Below are 2825 nucleotides of genomic sequence, written 5' to 3'. Positions count from 1 at the left end.
GGCGTCGGGGTCGGGGTCGGGGTGATGTTCGGGTTCGGCACGCCGCGCATGTCGCCGTTGACCCACTTGCGGCCCTCGGGGACGTTCGGGTTCTGCGCGGTGAAGTCGCGCGGGTAGAGGGTGAAGCCCTGCCAGTGGATCGGCATCGGGCTCTGGTCCTCGTCCCGCACGACGTGATGGAAGCCGACGTTCACCCAGGCCACCGGCTTGCGCAGCCGTTCACGGTCGGCCACGTACTGAGTGACGCTCGCGTTCGGCTTCGACGGCAGCAGGTTGTACGACGCGAAGATCTCGTCGGACTTCGGCTCGGTGAACGCGAGGTCGTAGTCGGTCTCCGGGTTCAGCGCGTAGGCCTGCGCCCGGTCCATGACGATCTCGTAGGAACGCGCGTGGCCGTCGGCGTTGAGGCTGTCCGGGTTGACGACGCGGTAGGCCTCGCGGTTCTCCAGGATCAGCTTCTGCTCCCGGTTCACGGCGCTGATCTCGGTCTCGATGATCGGCGTGTGCCCGGTGTCGCCGGTGGTCCCGTACTCGCCGGTGAAGTCGGAGTCGATCTTCTCCACCCGCTGCCGCGTCGCGCTGTCGATGTCGAAGGCGACCCGCCAGAACGCCGAGTGGTAGTGGTTGACGGCGAAGTCCTCCTGGCCCGGCGCGATCGGCCAGCCGAAGTTGACCGCGTCGACGTAGTCGTTGGGTGACAGGTCGCCGGTGGCGCCCAGCCGCACGGTGATCTCGCCGTCGTCGTGGAAGCGGTACTCGACCTGGTACTCGTACCAGCCGATCCGCGACACCGTGTGCAACACCAGGTGCGTTCCCTGTGCGGCGTAGAGGGCGTCGTTGGTGATGTTCGACCGGTACGCCAGGCCGGCCTCCTGCTCGCTGACGCACAGCACCGGCGCCATCGGCCGGGTCTCGGTGAGGTACGAGCTGCGGATCTCGCCGGCCGGGCAGTCGACCGCCGTCTGGTCCTGCATCCGGCGGCCGCCCACCTGGTAGGTGGTGACGTCGTTGTACTCCGTCATGCCGGTGTCGTAGGGGACGTTGAGCTGGGCCAGCCCGATGGAGTCCAGCACCATGAGCGGCCGGCCCTCGTCGCGGGGCGTGAACGCCACCTTGTCGACCACGAGGCCGCGGTAGCTGTCGATCCGCCAGCACAGCTCCCAGCCGGATCCGGAACGCAGGGTCTCCTTCACCAGCGACGGGCCGGAGCAGGACAGCTCGGTCACGGACGCGGCGGAGGCCGTCGACGTGAACCCGGCGAGCGAGGACGCCGCGAGCGCGGCGGCGAGCACGAGCTTCGGTACACGCATCTTCAGTCGTCTCCTGAGGTCACTTGACGGACGTCACGGTCTGCGCCGACAGGTTCACGACGAGCGGCGTCGTCGTGAGGTACCGGCCGTCCGGCGCCTGGGCCATCAGCTGGAGGCAGCGCTGCACGCCGCAGGTCTCCGCGCCGAGGTCGGCGGGTCCGGCGGTGTAGGCGTGCGCGGCGAACGTCGTCTGAGCCGGGTCGGTGAGCTCCTCGCCGGTCGCGGCCAGGAACTCGTCCTTGATGCCCTGACTCAGCGGGTCGGCGAGCAGCAGCTGGAACGCGAGCAGCGTCTCCTGGTCGGTGGGCGCCGGCTGCACGCCCGCGCCCTCCGTCACCGACTCGACCGTGCCGGCGGTGAGGTTGACGACGTAGTGCTGCAGCTGGTCGGTCACGTAGTCGAAGTAGAACAGCGTGTACCTGCGGTCGCCGTCGGCGCTCAGGCTCGGGTCGGCGAGGTCGGCGGACAGGTACTGCGCGCCGGCGCCGCCGTCGACGCTGGCCGTGCCGGCGTAGGACGGGTCCTGGCTGACCAGGTAGCGGACGTACGCGACCTCGTCCACGGTCGGCGGGTCGTACGTCGCCGCCGTCACGGCCGGCGCCGGTACCGGCGCCGCCGCCGACGCCTGCTCGGGCGCGTCCTCGCTGGTCGACTCCGCGGCGATGGTCGGCACCGGCGTCTCGGGGGCGGGCGTGCCGGGCTCGGCGTGCAGCACCGACGTCTGGGTGACGACGGCCACGACGCCGGCCACGGCGGCCACCGCGGCGATGCCCGCGCCGGCCGTCCACCGAGAGAGGCGTCGTGGGAGTCGAGTGGTGCGCTGGGGTGGGTCCTCGTTCAACGGCATCAGGTCACCTTCGGCTCAACGCAGACAGCGCTGCGCGCGCCCGCAACATCGGGGTGCGACCGCGCAGCGACGAGGGAGGCTGGTGCGCGAGGTCGGATCGCGACCCCGGGAGCCTGACCCGGTCGGTAGGCCGGGCTCAGGCATGAGAAGCATCCTCGGCGCCGGTTTCCGCCCGATTTACGCCGCGTTGCGACATGTCACGTTAAAGACGCCCTCCCGCCTCCCCGGTGAGTCCGGCTTGGCACGCTGCAGCGCCGTGCTTGGCACGCCGCAGGCGACCTAGCGCGCCGCAAATGTGGCGTTTGTGGAGCGCTCCGGCGTGCCAAGGCCCGAGCGATCACGGAGCGCTCCGGCGCGCCAAGGCCCGAGCGATTGCGGAGCGCTCCGGCGTGCCAAGGCCCGAGCGATCACGGAGCGCTCCGGCGTGCCAAGGCCCGCTGTGGTGGATCAGCGGCCGCCGACGCCGGCGCCGGCCCCGTCCGCCTTGGCACGTCCCAGCGTCGCGCTCGGCACGCCGCAGGCGATCCCTCGCGCCGGAAATGCGGCGTTTGTGGAGCATCCCGACGTGCCAAGGCCCGCCGACACGACGCGGCGGGATCACGACGCCTCGCGGCCACCCGGCGCGCGTACGGGCCTGGCTGATTCGTGGCCCCACCCGCCCCACGGAG

General features: G+C 71.2%; 2 protein-coding genes. Both read right to left on the bottom strand.

Features of this window, described 5'->3' with window-relative positions:
* The coding region (locus C1I92_RS32820) for a copper amine oxidase (protein WP_111258819.1) at positions 1-1310 on the bottom strand (1310 nt) is incomplete at its 3' end.
* Between the two features lie 19 nt (positions 1311-1329).
* Complete coding sequence (locus C1I92_RS32815) at positions 1330-2157, bottom strand: hypothetical protein (RefSeq protein ID WP_146605385.1); 828 nt, start codon at positions 2155-2157, stop codon at positions 1330-1332.
* Positions 2158-2825: the final 668 nt, after the last annotated feature.

Origin of the sequence: Jiangella anatolica, from assembly GCF_003236295.1 — a bacterium.
Lineage (GTDB): Bacteria > Actinomycetota > Actinomycetes > Jiangellales > Jiangellaceae > Jiangella > Jiangella anatolica.
The sequence above is the reverse complement of the archived record's forward strand: the minus strand, read 5'-3'. Positions and strand labels throughout refer to the sequence as shown.